15 protein-coding genes are annotated in these 14,973 nt (G+C 72.4%); 12 read left to right on the forward strand and 3 right to left on the reverse strand.

From position 1 onward, the window contains the following. The first annotated feature begins 41 nt into the window (after positions 1-41). Positions 42-1,418: an NAD(P)/FAD-dependent oxidoreductase gene (locus tag AC0VYD_RS08080; protein ID WP_191273273.1), complete on the forward strand. Its 1,377-nt coding sequence runs from the start codon at positions 42-44 to the stop codon at positions 1,416-1,418. Here AC0VYD_RS08080 and AC0VYD_RS08085 read toward each other — a convergent pair. Beyond that, positions 1,403-2,074 (reverse strand): metal-sensitive transcriptional repressor family protein, encoded by a 672-nt coding sequence (locus tag AC0VYD_RS08085; RefSeq protein ID WP_475479294.1) that lies wholly within the window; start codon positions 2,072-2,074, stop codon positions 1,403-1,405. The genes AC0VYD_RS08080 and AC0VYD_RS08085 overlap by 16 nt on opposite strands. Positions 2,075-2,154: 80 nt before the next feature. Further along, on the reverse strand, positions 2,155-2,445 hold the full coding sequence (locus tag AC0VYD_RS08090; RefSeq protein ID WP_191273738.1) for a metal-sensitive transcriptional regulator: 291 nt from the start codon (positions 2,443-2,445) through the stop codon (positions 2,155-2,157). Between the two features lie 307 nt (positions 2,446-2,752). Between AC0VYD_RS08090 and AC0VYD_RS08095 the strand changes: the two genes are divergently transcribed. From AC0VYD_RS08095 to AC0VYD_RS08115, 5 genes are all read left to right on the forward strand, one after another. Further along, complete coding sequence (locus AC0VYD_RS08095; RefSeq protein ID WP_191273275.1) at positions 2,753-2,998, forward strand: DUF2630 family protein; 246 nt, start codon at positions 2,753-2,755, stop codon at positions 2,996-2,998. Between the two features lie 134 nt (positions 2,999-3,132). Beyond that, positions 3,133-3,828: a DUF4126 domain-containing protein gene (locus tag AC0VYD_RS08100; protein WP_475479295.1), complete on the forward strand. Its 696-nt coding sequence runs from the start codon at positions 3,133-3,135 to the stop codon at positions 3,826-3,828. A gap of 53 nt (positions 3,829-3,881) precedes the next feature. Further along, complete coding sequence (locus AC0VYD_RS08105) at positions 3,882-4,559, forward strand: HAD family hydrolase (protein WP_475479296.1); 678 nt, start codon at positions 3,882-3,884, stop codon at positions 4,557-4,559. A gap of 309 nt (positions 4,560-4,868) precedes the next feature. Next, on the forward strand, positions 4,869-6,923 hold the full coding sequence (locus AC0VYD_RS08110; protein WP_475479297.1) for an acetoacetate--CoA ligase: 2,055 nt from the start codon (positions 4,869-4,871) through the stop codon (positions 6,921-6,923). A 116-nt stretch (positions 6,924-7,039) separates the two neighbouring features. After that, positions 7,040-8,302 (forward strand): heparan-alpha-glucosaminide N-acetyltransferase domain-containing protein, encoded by a 1,263-nt coding sequence (locus tag AC0VYD_RS08115; RefSeq protein WP_475479298.1) that lies wholly within the window; start codon positions 7,040-7,042, stop codon positions 8,300-8,302. Between the two features lie 12 nt (positions 8,303-8,314). Here the strand turns inward: AC0VYD_RS08115 and AC0VYD_RS08120 are convergent, their stop codons facing one another. Next, positions 8,315-9,013, reverse strand: a complete 699-nt coding sequence (locus AC0VYD_RS08120) for a hypothetical protein (RefSeq protein WP_475479299.1) — start codon at positions 9,011-9,013, stop codon at positions 8,315-8,317. Positions 9,014-9,382: 369 nt separating this feature from the next. Between AC0VYD_RS08120 and deoC the strand changes: the two genes are divergently transcribed. From deoC to AC0VYD_RS08150, 6 genes are all read left to right on the forward strand, one after another. Then, positions 9,383-10,330 (forward strand): deoxyribose-phosphate aldolase, encoded by a 948-nt coding sequence (gene deoC, locus AC0VYD_RS08125; protein WP_475479300.1) that lies wholly within the window; start codon positions 9,383-9,385, stop codon positions 10,328-10,330. A 3-nt stretch (positions 10,331-10,333) separates the two neighbouring features. After that, entirely contained in the window at positions 10,334-11,764 is a 1,431-nt protein-coding gene (locus AC0VYD_RS08130) for an aldehyde dehydrogenase family protein (RefSeq protein WP_475479301.1), read from the forward strand. Then, entirely contained in the window at positions 11,757-12,749 is a 993-nt protein-coding gene (locus AC0VYD_RS08135; RefSeq protein ID WP_475479302.1) for an aldehyde dehydrogenase family protein, read from the forward strand. The genes AC0VYD_RS08130 and AC0VYD_RS08135 overlap by 8 nt, the downstream gene beginning before the upstream one ends. A 64-nt stretch (positions 12,750-12,813) precedes the next feature. Then, complete coding sequence (locus tag AC0VYD_RS08140) at positions 12,814-13,464, forward strand: GNAT family N-acetyltransferase (RefSeq protein ID WP_475479303.1); 651 nt, start codon at positions 12,814-12,816, stop codon at positions 13,462-13,464. Next, entirely contained in the window at positions 13,461-14,099 is a 639-nt protein-coding gene (locus tag AC0VYD_RS08145; RefSeq protein ID WP_475479304.1) for a GNAT family N-acetyltransferase, read from the forward strand. The genes AC0VYD_RS08140 and AC0VYD_RS08145 overlap by 4 nt, the downstream gene beginning before the upstream one ends. Continuing rightward, positions 14,096-14,893 carry a purine-nucleoside phosphorylase gene (locus AC0VYD_RS08150; protein ID WP_473040696.1) on the forward strand — a complete coding sequence of 266 codons (798 nt, stop codon included), beginning with the start codon at positions 14,096-14,098 and terminating at the stop codon, positions 14,891-14,893. Before AC0VYD_RS08145 ends, AC0VYD_RS08150 begins: the two co-directional genes overlap by 4 nt. Positions 14,894-14,973: the final 80 nt, after the last annotated feature.

Consider the following 14,973-nt stretch of genomic DNA (forward strand, 5'->3'; position numbering starts at 1 on the left):
GGACGTCCCTCCCCCCGACACGGAGAAGGAGCGGTGTACTTATGTCTCGGCCTCGGATCGTAGTGGTCGGCGCGGGTTTCGGTGGCCTCCACACCCTGCGTCACCTGGAACGGCGCATTCCCAACGGTGCGGCGGACCTCGCCCTCGTGGCACCACACGACTACATGCTCTACAGCCCGTTGCTGCCCCAGGTGGCCTCGGGGCTGCTCACCCCGCAGTCGGTCGCCATGTCGGTGCACCGGCTCACCCGCAAGACCCAGCTCGTCCCCGGCCACGCGGTCGGTGTGGACACCCGGGACCGCACGGTCGTCGTACGGCGACCCACCGGCGAACTCGCGCCCTGCCGATACGACCGGCTCGTCCTGGCGCCCGGCGGCCTGACGCGGGGCTTCGACATCCCGGGACTCACCGAACACGCCTACGGTGCCAAGACCCTGGCGGAGGCGGTGCTGTTGCGCGACCACGTGCTGGCCCAGCTGGAGTTGGCCAACGACTCGCGCGACCCGGTCGAACGGGAGGAGCGCTGCCGGTTCATCGTGGTCGGCGGCGGCTACACCGGCGTGGAGACGGCGGCCTCGCTGATGAGGCTCTGCGAGGAGGCCGCCCGCCGCTACCCCGAACTCCGTTCCGTCATCCGCTGGCACCTCGTCGACATCGCGCCGAAGGTCCTGCCCGAACTCGGCGACCGGCTCGGCCGCAAGGCCCTCGACCTGCTCCGCAACCTGGGCATCGAGGTGAAACTGAAGGTCAGCGTGCGGGAGGTGACCGCCGACAAGGTGGTGCTCACCGACGGGCGGGCCCTGCCCTGCCGCACCCTCATCTGGACCGCGGGCGTCACGCCCAGCCCGTTGATGGAGACCCTCGGCAAACCGACCCAGCGCGGCCGCCTGGAGGTCGGCGCGGACCTGTCCGTGCCGGGGCTGCCGGACGTGTTCGCGCTCGGGGACGCCGCGGCCGTGCCCAACCTCTCGCACCCCGAGAGCGACTACTGCCCGCCCACGGCCCAGTACGCCAGCAGGCAGGCGGCCACCGCCGCCCACAACGTGGTCAACTCGGTGCTCGGCAGGCCGTTGCGCGAGTTCAAACACAAGGACATGGGGCTGGTGGTGGACCTGAGCGGAAAGGACGCCCTGGCCAGAATCCTCCAGTTCGAGCTGAGCGGCCTCCCGGCGCTGGCGGCCACCCGCGGTTACCACATGGCGTCGGTGCCCTCCTCGACGGCGCGGGCCCGGATCCTCGCCAACTGGGGCATCCGCGCCTTCACCGGGGGCGAGATCTCCCGGCTGGGGTTCGCCGACGACGGACGGCCGTCCTCGTTCGTGGCCAACGAGTCGGTGGACTACCTGGACCCGGACGCCTCGCGGTCGCAGGGCGCGCGACTGCTCGACAACGAACGGGAGCGTTACGGCGAGGACTGATCCGCTCCGGCCCCTTCGCCTCCGGAGCGCTCGGGGAGGGCGGCGGCCTCCCCGTCCGCGCCGCGTCGGCGCAGGTACAGGATGAGGGCGGTCGCGGCGGCGGCCAACGCCAGGGACAGCAGCACCTGCCGGGTCCCGAAGCTCTCCGGAAGGTCGGCGAGGAAGCGTCGGCTGGGCGAGTCCGGGTCGAGCAGGATCACGCCGGCGAACACGACGGACAGGGCGGTGGTGGCCGCGGCCACCACCGCTCCGCGCGTTCCGGTCAGCCCCATCCGGCGGCGCAGGACACCGCCCGCCTCGACGATCCTGCTCACGCGGACCAGCCGCAGGGTTCCGGCGGCCCGGACCAGGCGCAGGACCTGGGCGGGCCCGAGGGCGAGGACGACGGCGGGCAGGGTCGCCGCGGCGACGAACGTGCTCCACCGGTGCGCTCGCAGCCAGTCGAGTTTGTTCTCGGCCAGGGCGATGAGCAGGATCCACTCGGTCCACAGGACCAGCCCCGCGGCCCAGTTGACCCAGCGGCCGGTCTCGGCCCACCGGCCCTGCCCCCACAGGTCGAGGAAGACCGCCGGGACGGAGACGATCGCGCTGACCAGGACGGGCAGGGCCAGACGGGCTTCCAGGGCGCGGGCGCGGCTGTTCGCTTCGGGGGGCATGCCGGTACGTTAGCCGGTGTGCGGCGGCCGGGCCGTGGGGCGGCCGGAGCCGGTGGGACTGCGGAACGGGGCGACGGCCGTCAGGACCGCACCAGCCGGGCGATCGCCTCCGAGGCCTCGCGCACCTTCTCGTCCGCCTCGTCGCCGCCGTTGGCGACGGCGTTCGCCACGCAGTGCTTGAGGTGCTCGTCGAGCATGGACAACGCGAAGGAACGCAGCGCCTTGTTCACCGCCGAGGTCTGGGTGAGGATGTCGATGCAGTACTGGTCGTCCTCGACCATCCGCTGCAGGCCCCTGATCTGCCCCTCGACACGTCGGAGCCGGTTGATGTGGCTCTGTTTGTCGTTGCTGTAACCGTGGGTCGCGGCCATGCCACCGTTTCCGTGTTGTTCCTGCTCAGCTGCCATAACAATACCCCCTCAAGGTATTCAAGTGCGGAGCTTCGAGGCCTATTCCGCCCTTCCGGCCCTCGCTACGCGAACGATTCGTCACCAACCCGGCGTTAAGAGAAGTTTCCCAGACGGCCGGGAGCGGTCGCCCCGTCCGCGCCGCCGGGGCGTGCCACGGGCGTGGTGCGGCGACCGCTGCGCCCGCGCCCCGCGTAAACGTTCGGTCCGGACCGGGCAATCCCGGGGCCGGGGCCTTGTCCCGGTCGGGCACCGCACCGACCATGGCGGTATGAGCGACAGCGCCGAACAGGACATCATGACGACCATCCGCGGCCTGATGGACGAGGAGCACGCGCTCCGCTCCGCCCCGGGAGGGCTGGAACCGGGGGAGCGCGGCCGGATGAAGGAGGTCGAGGAGGCACTGGACCAGTGCTGGGACCTCCTCCGCCAGCGCAGGGCCCGCAGGGAGTTCGGCCAGGATCCGGAGGAGGCCAGGGTCCGCCCCGTCTCCGAGGTCGAGAACTACCGGCAGTGACCCGCCGACCGCGCTGAGAACGCCGCGCGGGCGAACCAACCGCCCTTCACGGGCGTCAATACCAGGGGACCGGTGTCCGGCCGCGCGCCCGGCCCGGCACCCACCCCCTGCCCGGCGCCGACGAAGGACCCCCCATGCTCGCCTCCCTCACCGGTCTCGGCCTGGCCTCGGCCGCGGGGCTCAACGCCTACGTCCCCCTCCTCGTGGTCGGGCTCGTGGCCCGTTACACCGACCTCGTCCCGCTGGGGCCGGCCTGGGCGTGGCTCGAACACCCCGCCACCCTTGTCAGTCTCGGTGTGCTGCTCGTCGTGGAGTTCGTGGCCGACAAGGTGCCCGCGCTCGACAGCGTCAACGACCTCCTCCAGACCCTCGTCAGGCCCACCTCGGGCGGGATCACCTTCGCCGCGGGGACCTCCGCGGTCGGACTCACCGAGATCACCGGCGAAGCCTCCGGCGCGGCCGCGGCCACGGGCGGGATCGCCTGGGGGTCGGTGATCGTGGGGACGGTCGTCGCCCTCTTCTTCCATCTGGCCAAGGCGCTGGCCCGGCTGGTGGTCAACACCCTCACGTTCGGTGTCGGTGCTCCCGTGGCCTCCTTCGCTGAGGACGTGGTCAGCTTCGTCGCCTCGGTGATCGCCGTGCTGCTGCCCCTGCTCGTCCTCATCGTGTTCCCGCTGATGGTCGCTGCCGGGGTGTGGGCCGTGCGCAGGGGCCGCAGGGCGCGGGCGCAGCGCCGTGCCCGCCGTCTCGGCCCGGGCGGCGTACCGGGGCCGGGGCCGGTCCCCGGGCCGGGACCCGGCCGGGGACGGAGCCGCCGCGGACCGTGGTGAGGTGGCGGGAAACGCATACCGGAACCGGTCCGAGGCGTCGTAAAGTGCTCCCAATGGCTGAGATGACTTCCCCGAGAACCGACACCCACCACATCGTCTGGGACTGGAACGGCACCCTCCTCGACGACAACCACGCCAACCTCGCCGCGGTCAACGCGGTGTGTGCCCGGTTCGGCCGCGAGCCGGTCGGTATGGAGTACTGGCGCTCCGTCTTCCGCCGCCCCCTGGTCCCCTGCTACGAGGAGCTCCTCGGCCGGGCCTTCGCCGAAGGCGAGTGGGAGCACGCCGAGAAGCTCTACGACACCAGCTACCTGGAGCACCTGCCCAGCTGCGAACTGGCTTCGGGGGTCCCCGACGTGCTGCACGAGTGGGCCGGAGCGGGAGGCACGCAGTCGCTGCTGTCCATGGCCTCGCACGACCACCTGGTGCCCCTCGTCTCCGGGCGCGGCCTGCAGGCGCACTTCACCCGGATCGACGGCCGCAGGTTCGACACCGAGCACGACTCCAAGGCCGAGCACCTGGTCCACCACCTGGAGAACCAGGGGCTGGACCCCTCCCGCGTCGTGCTCATCGGCGACATCGACGACGACGCGCGCGCGGCACGCCAGGCCGGGGCCCGGGCCGTTCTGGTCACCAGCGGCCTGATGGCCCGCGAGCGCCTGGAGGCCACCGGCGCCCCGGTCGTGGACTCACCGGTGGCGGCGGTCGACGCCGTCCGTCGGCTGGGCTGAGAGCCGGTCCGCCCGGTCGGCCGCCGAGCCCGCCGACCGACCGTCGGATACCTGTCGGACCACCGACGGGGGCTGATCCCACCTGTCCGAGATGGGCCATGGCGCTCCGTCGCGGTCAGCGCCGCGCACCCGCCCCGAGGGCCCGGACCGGGGCGGGTTTTCCGCGTACGCGCGGCCCCGCGGTGACCTGCGCACTTCCCATCCGACTCCGCGCGCCGTTACGCCGGACCGGACCGTGGGCCCGGTCATGCGGTGTTGTTAGATGGGTCGCACAGCCACACACAGCCACGCGATTGGGAAGGCGGGCCAATGACGGAGAGCAGCGTGCCCCGTGTGCTCTGGGAGCCCGACGAAGCACGGATCGAGTCCTCCAACATCGTCGCGTTCGCCCGATGGGCCGCACGGAACAAGGGGGTGGAGGCCTTCGGCGGAAGCGGCTCCACCGCCGCCGCGGACTTCGACTACGACGCCCTGTGGCGCTGGTCGGTAACCGACGTCGACGGCTTCTGGGCGTCGGTCTGGGAGTACTACGGGGTCCGGGCCCGGACCCCCTACGAGCAGGTCCTCGCCGACCGGAGCATGCCGGGCGCCCGGTGGTTCCCCGGAGCGACCCTCAACTACGCCGAGCACGTGTTCGAGGGCCGTGACGCCGACGAGGTGGCCATCCGGCACGCCACCGAGCTCCGCGAGCTCGGCGCCTGGACCTGGGGCGACCTGCGCCGGCGTACGGCCGAGATCGCCGCGGCCCTACGCGGGCTCGGGGTGGGCGAGGGCGACCGGGTCGCCGCGTACCTGCCCAACCTCCCCGAGACCGCGGCCGCCTTCTACGCCGTCGCCTCCCTCGGTGCGATCTGGTCCTCCTGCTCTCCCGACTTCGGCGTGCGCAGCGTGATCGACCGCTTCGCGCAGATCGAACCCAAGGTCCTCCTCGCCGTCGACGGCTACCGCTACGCCGGCAAGGACTTCGACCGCCGTCCGGTGGTGGAGGAGCTGCGCGCCGCGCTGCCCACCGTCGAGCACACGGTCCTCCTCGACTACCTCGCCCCCGGCGCCGCCCTCGACGGCACCCTGCCCTGGGACGAGTTCGTCGCCTCCGGCTCGGGGGCGGAACTCGCCTTCACCCCCGTGCCCTTCGACCACCCCCTGTGGGTGCTCTACTCCTCGGGCACCACCGGCCTGCCCAAGGCGATCGTCCAGGGCCACGGCGGCATCCTCCTCGAACAGCTCAAGAACCTGAACCTGCACCTGGACGCCCAGGCGCACGACCGGGTCCTGTGGTTCACCACCACCGGCTGGATGATGTGGAACTTCCTGGTCAGCGTCCTGCTGACCAAGGCCTCCATCGTGCTGTACGACGGAAGCCCCGCCCACCCCTCGCCCTCCACCGCCGCCTACCGGTCCCCGGACGCGGAGCCCCCCGCGCCGGACCTCGGGTCCCTGTGGGACCTGGCCGCCGAGGCCGGGGTCACCGTCTTCGGCACCAGCGCCGGGTACCTGTCCTCCTGCATGAAGGAGGGCGTCCACCCGCGCGAGGGACGGGACCTGTCCGCGCTCAAGGCCATCGGCTCCACCGGCTCCCCGCTCAGCCCCGAGGCGTTCGCGTGGGTGTACGAGGAGTTCGGATCCGACCTGTGGCTGTTCTCCACCAGCGGCGGCACCGACATCTGCAGTTGCCTGGTCGGCGGCACCCCCACCCTGCCGGTGTACGAGGGCGAGATCCAGTCCCGCGGCCTGGGCATGGCCGTGGCCGCATGGGACCCCGAAGGCAGGGAACTCGTCGGTGAGGTCGGTGAACTCGTCGTCACCGAACCGGCCCCGTCCATGCCGGTGTTCCTGTGGGGCGACACCGACGGCGAGCGCCTGCGCGACAGCTACTTCTCCGTCTACCCGGGGATCTGGCGGCACGGCGACTGGATCGAGATCACCGACCGCGGCACCGCGATCATCTACGGCCGCTCGGACTCCACCATCAACCGCGGCGGCGTGCGCATGGGCACCAGCGAGATCTACCGCGCGGTCCTGGCCCTGGACGAGGTCGTCGACGCCCTGGTCGTGGACGTCCCCCAGGGCGACGGATCCTCGAAGATCGAACTCTTCACCGTGCTGCGCGAGGGCTCCGACCTGGAGGGCGACCTGCCCAAGGAGATCGCCCGCCGGATCCGCACCGACTGCTCGCCCCGGCACGTCCCCGACCGGGTCCGCGCCATCCGGGCCGTGCCCCGCACCCTGTCCGGCAAGGTGCTGGAGGTCCCGGTCAAGCGCATCCTCATGGGGGAGAGCCCGCAGAAGGTGGCCAGCCGCGACTCCCTCGCCAACCCGGAGGCACTGGACTACTTCAGCGACCTGGCCGGCGACGGTTCCTGACCCGCTCGGACCCTCCGGGCCCGCCCCCCTGACCCCGCCGGGGGCGGGCCCGGTCGGCGGGCGGCCGGGCACGGCCGCGGCTCGCCCGCGCACAGAGCCGGGCGTAGCCTGACAACGTGCCACAGAACCGATCCGACCACACGCCCTCCGCCCCCGGGGCCGCTCCCGCCGAACACCGGATCGACGGTGTCGACGCCGCGCGTGCGCTCGCGGTGTTCGGGATGTTCGCCGTCCACCTCGGGGTGGTCTCCTTCGGGCTGCTGCCCGAGGAACAGGGCTGGGAGCTGCACAGCCTGGTACGCGGCAACTCCTCGGCCCTCTTCGCCTTCCTCGCCGGAGTGTCCCTGTCGCTGATGACCGGACGCACCCGACCCCTCCGGGGCGACTCCCTGCGCAGGGCCGCCGTCCGCATCCTGGCCCGTTCGTTCCTGATCGGGCTGCTGGGTTTCGTCCTGGACGCCTTCGCCGTCCCGGTCGCGATCATCCTCACCTACTACGCCGGTTTCTTCGTCCTGGCCCTGCCACTGCTCCGGGCCCGTGCCGCCCTGCTGTGGACGGCCGCGGGGACGCTGGCCCTCGTGGGTCCGGCCGTGTCCTTCCTACTGCGCCAGGACCTGTTCCCGGGAGGCGTGCGGACCAGCGCCCTCTCCTCGTTCACCGAGTTCTTCCTGACGGGCTACTACCCGGCGATCACGTTCATGGCGTTCGTGTTCGCGGGTATGGCGGTCGGTCGGACCGACCTGACCGCCGTCGCGGTACGGATCCGGACGGCGGTCGCCGGGGCGCTCATGGCCGCGGCCGGCTACCTGGGGTCCTGGGTGCTGCTCAACCCCCTGGGCGGGCTGGACCGGCTGACCGAGGCGCACAGCACCTTCCTCGACGGTGCTCCGCTGAGCTCGGTCGACGCCCGGACCGCCGAGGAGTTGCGCTACAACACGACGGACGCCGCGCACAGCATCAGCGGCCAGGTGCCCACGGACTCCTGGTGGTGGCTGGCGGTGAACACGCCGCACACGGGCACCACCTTCGAGATCCTCGAGGCGGTGGGCCAGGCGCTCCTGGTGCTGGTGGTGTGCATGCTGCTCGCCGAACGGCTGCCGCGCCTGACGTACCCGCTGACCTCGGTGGGCCGGATGCCCCTGACCGTCTACTCCGGGCACATCCTGGTCCTGGCGGTGATCGTCGCCCTGCACCCGGAGAACGCAGCGGGCGGCCCCTGGTACCTGGAGCTGTTCATCCTGGGGGCACTGGTCTTCGCGAGCCTGTGGCGCTTCGGGGTGGGCCGGGGGCCGTTCGAGACCGGGCTGGGGGCCTTCGCCGACGGCGTGGTCGCCCTGGTCGGGGCGCCCCGGCAGGACCGGGAGCGCGCCGCGGACTGACACGGGGCCGGTTCAGGGGCGGTCGGGGCGTTCGTCGGGCCGGGTGATGTGCGCCGAGGTGCGGTCCCGGTGCGCCAGCGTGTCCGTGGTGGTGCGCGTGTTCTGCCGGATGAGGCGCCGGGCGTCGTCGGCGGCCGAGCGCGCCACCGCGGGGCTGGCCACCGGGCGCTCGGACAGCTCGGCGTCCTGGGGCAGGCCGATGTGCATGGGCAGCCCGGCCCTGCCGATCACCCGTAGCTGCGCCGACTCCTGGGACTGGGAGGGGCGGATGTCGCCGTCGGGGGTCTTCCACGCCGACAGCCGGTGGGCGAGCCATCCGCTGCCCCGGTACTCGGGGCCCTGCTCCCAGGCCACCCCGTCCGGGCGGTGGCCCAGCGCGTGCTGGAGGTCGGCCAGGGTCCACCCGGCGGAGAAGAACCGGGCGCCCTCGTCCTTGAGGTAGGCGAAGTCCACCCCGCGCAGCGACGTGTCCTCCCGGCGCAGCAGTTCGCAGGCCTCGTGCACCGCGTGCGGGGTGTGCCGCGGCCGGTGCAGCGGGTCGGCGTCGGGTCTGCGCAGCAGGGCGTCGTCGATCGTCACGATCACCTCGCCCTGCCGGTTGTCCCAGATGCTCACGTCATCGCGCGCCCACCCCTGTGACTCGGCCAGGGCCGTGGCCAGTCTGCGCAGGTCGACCTGCCTGTCGTCACTACTGATCCGGAACTCCGCCATGGGTCCAGATTACGGCCCCCGGACGGTGGCGCGGGGCTGGGGCCGACCTCCGCACGGCCGGGGGACGACCTCCGCAGAGGCCGAGTCCGGTCTAGACCGCACACGTCCCCGTGGGGCCGAACCGCCGGGGGAGAACCGTGTTTTTCCGGCCTTCCCGCCCCCTGATTGGATGAAAGGACGACACTTCGGCCGCTCCGGCCTTGGAGTCTTCTCCAACCTTGGGTGGCACGAACCCGCGGGGGACTGACGTCGGCCCGGCCCGGGGTTATGGTGACTGCCTGACGGCGGGGGCATCCACCCGCGCCGAGCCCAGGACACGCCGTTTCCGCTGGCCGCAGCGGACGGTCCAGTTGAACCGACGAGCTGTAGGTGCCCGTGCCCCACACCGCATTCGAGCCCGAGGCGAGGACCAACCACGCGCTCCGGGCCTACCTGCACGGCCTTCCCGGGGTCGACGAGGTCGGAGCCCGGGCCCGTGCCCAGGACCTGGCCACCCGGTCGATCAAGACCACCGCCAAGGCGAACGCCATCGACCTGGCCATCTCCATGGTGGACCTGACCACACTGGAGGGCGCCGACACACCCGGCAAGGTCCGGTCCCTGTGCGCCAAGGCCGCCCTGCCCGACCCGACCGACCGCACCGTGCCCCGCGTGGGCGCCGTGTGCGTCTACCCCGACATGGTCGCCACCGCCGTCGAGGCGCTGCACGGCACCGGGATCGGAGTCGCCTCGGTCGCCACCGCCTTCCCGTCCGGGCGCGCGCCGATGGAGGTCAAGCTGGCCGACACCAGGCGCGCAGTGGCCGACGGGGCCAGCGAGATCGACATGGTCATCGACCGGGGCGCCTTCCTGTCCGGGGACTACCGCAAGGTCTTCGACGAGATCGTCGCGGTCAAGGAGGCCTGCGGCGACGCACACCTGAAAGTCATCCTGGAGACCGGCGAGCTCGTCACGTACGACAACGTGCGCCGCGCCTCCCACCTGGCTATCCAGGCCGGCGGGGACTTCGTCAAGACCTCCACCGGCAAGGTCTCCCCGGCCGCCACGCTGCCGGTCACCCTGGTCATGCTGGAGGCGGTGCGCGACCACCACGCCGCCACCGGCCGCCACGTGGGCGTCAAACCCGCCGGGGGCATCCGCACCACCAAGGACGCCGTCCGCAACCTGGTCCTGGTCAACGAGACGGCCGGCCCCGACTGGCTGACCCCCGACCTGTTCCGGATCGGTGCCTCCAGCCTCCTGAACGACCTGCTCATGCAGCGCACCAGGCTGTCCACCGGCACCTACCCGGGCCCCGACTACTACACGCAGGACTGAGCCGTGATCTTCGAGTACGCGCCCGCACCGGAGTCCCGCTCCGTCGTCAGCCTGCGCGAGACCTACGACCTCTTCATCGACGGCGAGTTCACCCCGGCCCGGAGCGGTGACAGCCTCACCGTGCTCAACCCGGCCGACGAGACCGAACTCGCCCGGGTGGCCGTGGCCGGAGAGGCCGACGTCGACCGCGCCGTCACCGCAGCCCGCCGCGCCTACGACACCGTGTGGAGCCGCATGAGCGGTGCCGAACGCGGCAAGTACCTGTTCCGCATCGCCCGGATCATCCAGGAGCGCTCCCGCGAACTGGCCGTCCTGGAGTCGATGGACAACGGCAAACCCGTCAAGGAGACCCGCGACGTCGACCTGCCGCTGGTCGCCGCGCACTTCTTCTACTACGCGGGCTGGGCCGACAAGCTCGCCCACGCCGGGCTCGGCCCCGACCCGAGGCCGCTCGGCGTGGCCGCCCAGGTCATCCCGTGGAACTTCCCGCTGCTCATGCTCGCGTGGAAGATCGCCCCTGCCCTGGCCACCGGCAACACCGTCGTGCTCAAACCCGCCGAGACCACACCGCTGACCGCGCTGGTCTTCGCGCAGATCTGCCAGGAGGCCGACCTGCCCCCGGGCGTGGTCAACATCCTCACCGGCGCGGGGGAGACCGGTCGGGCCCTGGTCGGGCACCCGGGCACCGACAAGGTCGCCTTCACCGGCTCCACCGAGGTCGGCCGCCAGATCGCCCGCGCGGTCGCGGGGACCGACAAACGCCTCACCCTGGAGCTGGGCGGCAAGGGCGCCAACATCGTCTACGACGACGCCGCGATCGACCAGGCCGTCGAGGGCGTGGTCTCGGGCATCTTCTTCAACCAGGGCCACGTCTGCTGCGCCGGTTCGCGGCTGCTCGTCCAGGAGTCCGTCGCCGAGGAGTTCCTGCCCCGGCTCAAGGAGCGCATCGCCAAGCTGCGCCTGGGCGACCCGCTGGACAAGAACACCGACATCGGCGCGATCAACTCCGCGGCCCAGCTGGAGCGCATCCGCGAGCTCACCGCCACCGCCGACGAGGAGAACGTGGAGCGCTGGTCGCCCGCCTGCGAGCTGCCCGAGCACGGCTACTGGTTCGCACCCACCGTGCTCACCGGTGTCAGCCAGGCGCACCGGGTGGCCCGGGAGGAGATCTTCGGCCCCGTGCTCTCGGTCCTGACCTTCCGTACCCCGGAGGAGGCCGTCGCCAAGGCCAACAACACCCCCTACGGGCTGTCCGCCGGCGTGTGGACCGAGAAGGGCTCCCGCATGCTGTGGACCGCCGAGCGCCTGCGCGCCGGCGTGATCTGGTCCAACACGTTCAACAAGTTCGATCCGACGAGCCCCTTCGGCGGCTACAAGGAGTCGGGATACGGCCGCGAGGGCGGGCGACACGGTTTGGAGGCCTACCTTGGCTGAGCGGCGCGGCAGCAAGAAGAGCAGGAAGAACACGGACACCACCGACGGGGTCGCAGCGGAGGGCACCGACGGGGGCACGGCCCGGGGCGGCACCGCCGAACCCCGGCCCCCCGCCCGGCTGGCGGTCCGCAAGACCTACAAGCTCTACCTGGGCGGGGCCTTCCCGCGTTCGGAATCGGGCAGGAGTTACCCCGTGGCCTCAGCGGACGGCACCCACCTGGCCAACGCCTCGCTCGCCTCCCGCAAGGACGCGCGCGACGCCGTCACCGCGGCCCGCAAGGCCTTCGGCGGCTGGTCCGGGCGCACCGCCTACAACCGCGGCCAGATCCTGTACCGGGTCGCCGAGGTCATGGAGGGGCGCCGCGAGCAGTTCGCCGCCCAGGTCGTGGACGCCCAGGGGCTGACCCGGTCCCAGGCCGACCGGATCGTGTCCGCCGCCGTGGACCGCTGGGTGTACTACGCCGGATGGACCGACAAGTTCGCCCAGGTCCTGGGCGGGGCCAACCCCGTCTCCGGGCCGTTCTACAACCACTCCGCGCCCGAACCCACCGGGGTGGTCGCGGTGTTCGCGCCCCAGGACGCCCCGCTGCTCGGGCTCACCTCGGTGATCGCCCCGGTCATCGCGACCGGTAACACCGCCGTGGTGGTCGCCTCCGAGCGGGCGCCCCTGGCCGCGATCGACCTCGCCGAGGTGCTCGCCACCTCCGACCTGCCGCCAGGCGTGGTCAACCTGCTCACCGGCAGGGCCGAGGAGGTCGGACCGCACCTGGCGTCGCACGCCGACGTCAACGCCCTGGACCTGGCCGGCGCCGGTGAGCTGGCGGCCGAGTTCGAGAGGGCCGCGGCGACCACCCTCACCCGGGTACTGCGCCCCGGGCCCGGGAACGGGGACGGGGAGGAAGCCTGGCTCGACACCGACCCCGGCACCTCCCGGATGACCCCTTTCCTGGAGACCAAGACGGTCTGGCACCCGGTCGGGGTGTAAGACTGGCGGACCGGTCCGTCCCACCCCCCGGGGCGGCCCGGTCCGACAGCCGAGTGGAGGAACGGTGCCAGCGAACACCCCCGAACAGGCCGAACCCCGGATCCCGGAACCCCGCGCGTCCGAACAGCGGCGCGTCCCCAGCCTGCGCCTCGTGCGCCTGGACCGCACCACCCCCGAGGTGGCCCTGCTGCGTGAGGTCCTTCCCCGCCAGCGCGTCGCCCCCGGACAGCGCCGGTTCGTCGACGAGGCGGTGCACACCCTGCCGCGTGCCGACGACGACCCGCACCGCTTCCCCTACGCCGTCGTCCGCAACGACGTCCCGCTGACGGACCGTGCGGCCGTACTCGAAGCCTGCCTCGGCTTCGGGATCATCGACCGGGTCGGCCCGCTGCGCGACCTGGTCGAGGACCCCGAACACGCCGTGCTGCTGCGTGCCTTCTACGTCACCCCCGAACACCAGGGCCGGGGGATCGGCCGTGCCGCCTGCTCCGCGCCGCTGCTCGACCTGCTGGTCGCGGCGATCGCACCCGGGGCCGCCGAGATCGTGCTGTGCGTCAACGACGGCAACGACGCGGGGGAGCGCACCTACCGCTCCGCCGGATTCGTCCCCACCGGCCGCAGGTACGACGCGGGAGAACACGGTATGCAGAGCGTCTTCACGCGCCCGGTGGACACCGGGTCCCGCCCCGTCCCGCGATTGCCGGGGACCCGATGACCCGATGGCGAGGCTCGGGCAGGCGGGCCGCCGCGAGCTGGGACACCGCGCAGGTGCGCCTGGTCCGACTGGACCAGGAGACCGGCGAGGGTGCCCTGCTCAGGCGGGTCCTGCCCGAACACGGCCTGCCGCCCGAGCAGCTGCGCTTCACCGGTCTGCCCGCTCAGACCCTCCCGGACGCGGACTCGGACCCCGAACGGTTCCCGTACGCGGTCGTGGCCCTGGCCGGGCCGCTGACCGACCCGGCCGCGGCCCGGGCCGCCTGCGCCGGCTTCGGGGTCCTGGACCGGGCCGTGCGCTCCCAGCTGGTCGACGCGCCGGAGCGCGCGGTGCTGCTGCGCGCCTACTACGTCACGCCACAATGGCAGGGCCGGGGGGTCGGCCGGGCCTCCTGCTCCCCGCCCCTGCTGGACCGCCTGGCCGCGGAGGTCGCGCCGCACGCCGAGGAGATCGTGCTCTGCGTCAACCAGTCCAACCTCCCGGCGCAGCGCGTCTACCGGGCCGCCGGCTTCGGCTTCACCGGGAACACCGTTCCCGGGGACGCGGGCCCCCAGGACGTCATGTCACGTCACCTGTACACCGGGATCCACCCCGAACCGCACCCGCGGTACCGACGAACGGAGAACTCGCAGTGACTCGCACACCCCAGGCCGCCGCCGAGGAGGCCGCAACCGAACTGCGCTCGCGCACCGGTGTGGACAGCTATGACGTCGCCCTGGTGATGGGTTCGGGCTGGGCGCCCGCCGCCGACCTGATCGGCGACGCCAAGCACGAACTGGCCTCGGCCGAACTGCCCGGCTTCCTGCCCCCCGCGGTGGAGGGCCACAGCGGCACCGTCCGCAGCATCGCCGACGGCGACCGGAACGTGCTCGCCTTCCTCGGCCGCACCCACCTGTACGAGGGGCACGGCACCGACGCGGTCGTACACGGCGTGCGCACCGCCGTCGCCGCGGGAGCGCGGACCGTCGTGCTCACCAACGCCGCGGGCGGCATCAACGCCGACTACGCGGTGGGCTCGCCCGTGCTCATCGCCGACCACATCAACATGACCGCGAAGTCGCCGCTGACCGGGGCGACCTTCGTGGACCTCACCGAGACCTACAGTCCCGAGCTGCGCGCGATCGCCCGCGAGGTCGACCCCGGCCTGCGCGAAGGCGTCTACGCGGCGATGCCCGGACCGCACTTCGAGACCCCCGCCGAGATCCGCATGCTCCGCGCCATGGGCGCCGACCTCGTCGGCATGTCCACCGTGCTGGAGGCCATCGCCGCCCGCGCGGCCGGAGCGCGCGTCCTGGGCATGTCCCTGGTCACCAACGTCGCCGCGGGCCTCCAGGACGCCAACCTCGACCACGAGGACGTCCTCGCCACCGGCCGCGACTCCGCGGCCGCCGTGGGCCGCCTGCTCGCGGACATCGTCAGGCGGTTTTAGCGCTTGCCTGGGGCCTCCGCTGTGTTTGCCTGGGTCCTCCGCTTCGCTTCGGACCGTGTTCCTGCTTGCTTGGGGCCTCC

This window comes from Nocardiopsis sp. iso_40 (assembly GCF_056173285.1).